This is a genomic window from Coprococcus sp. RTP21428st1_C9_RTP21428_210409 (genome assembly GCF_040227395.1).
In the GTDB taxonomy this organism is placed as follows: domain Bacteria; phylum Bacillota; class Clostridia; order Lachnospirales; family Lachnospiraceae; genus Coprococcus; species Coprococcus aceti.
The window spans coordinates 1-1,107 of the sequence record NZ_JBEHVV010000150.1 but is presented as its reverse complement, the minus strand read 5'-3'; the positions used below and the strand labels follow the sequence as shown (position 1 = coordinate 1,107).

Below are 1,107 nucleotides of genomic sequence, written 5' to 3'. Positions count from 1 at the left end.
CTGATATCATCAATATACTGTCCAAGTGTATCATATATCTTTGACAATCTGTAAGGTTCATCTTCAAGCCTGCCAAGATCTACATACAAAAGAACTCCTCTATTGTCCATTAATCCCCTCATTCAGGTATTTGTCAACAAATTCAAACTCCTCCGGATCCTGAAATCCAACATTAGAAAGATAATTATCACATATTTCTTTTAATGTCTTGATTCAATACAATTCATATACTATGAACTTTTCATTTTTTCTGTAGCTTGACTACTCAACTGGAGTGTTTTTCACTCCGATTACTTATTTCTATCAAGTCTACGATGATAATCGATGGTGGACATCATGGTATCAGACTTTATAAAAGGGTACAACCTCATGAAAATTTTTGTAGGCATTGATATTGCCAAACTCAACCATTTCGCCGCTACAATTTCATCGGACGATGAAATACTCATTGAGCCGTTCAAATTCACAAACGACGCTGATAGCTTCCATGCATATGACTCATCTGGCAAATCTGCTCAAAGTGGACTCGCACGGACACTTTACCAAAGAGCAGGTCAAAGAATTAAGAGTTCTCGCACATAAGTCTGTCGGTGCAAACGACAGCGCTATATCTAAGTTAGCAACCACCAACTTCAAGCGCTTTTAAAATGTCTTCAAGCTCATCTCTGCTATCCTTCGCATCTTCTCCCACACTCGCAGCTCCAACATCATCTTCCTGCGACACAACACCATCTCCTTTATGGCATCATCAAACAATAGTATTGCATCGTCTATTTTTTTATCAGCATTCATTTAGTTTTTCTCTATTTGATTATAAAAATGCATTGTTTCCTACGCATTAATTGCTATGAGAACAATGCATTCTCTCACGAATACCCATTCTATATATGGCATTCGATTGTTATTCCGAGTTCATTTACTTGCCGCTGTACTTGTTCTAAAAAATCCATAGCCTTTTTTGTTGGTTCATACTTAAAATGGATTTCAAAAACAGCATATTCTATTAAATCTTCTTCATAAAATTCGTTATATTGATGTTCCTCGCAGAATGTAATATAAGAATTTATTTTTTCTTGTAGTCTTAGTAAATGATCATACTCATTTTTC

The 1,107-nt window shown here is 35.6% G+C and carries 2 protein-coding genes; both read right to left on the bottom strand.

Going from position 1 to position 1,107, the window contains the following annotated elements:
* Positions 1–642: 642 nt before the first annotated feature.
* Entirely contained in the window at positions 643–792 is a 150-nt protein-coding gene (locus ABUA34_RS14340) for a hypothetical protein (RefSeq protein WP_156327940.1), read from the bottom strand.
* An 89-nt stretch (positions 793–881) separates the two neighbouring features.
* The coding region (locus ABUA34_RS14335) for a DUF6572 domain-containing protein (protein WP_349823548.1) at positions 882–1,107 on the bottom strand (226 nt) is incomplete at its 5' end.

Bases quoted from the DNA above. Each gene is read 5' to 3' on its own strand.
- ABUA34_RS14340 (WP_156327940.1), bottom strand. From the start codon at position 792: ATGAATGCTGATAAAAAAATAGACGATGCAATACTATTGTTTGATGAT.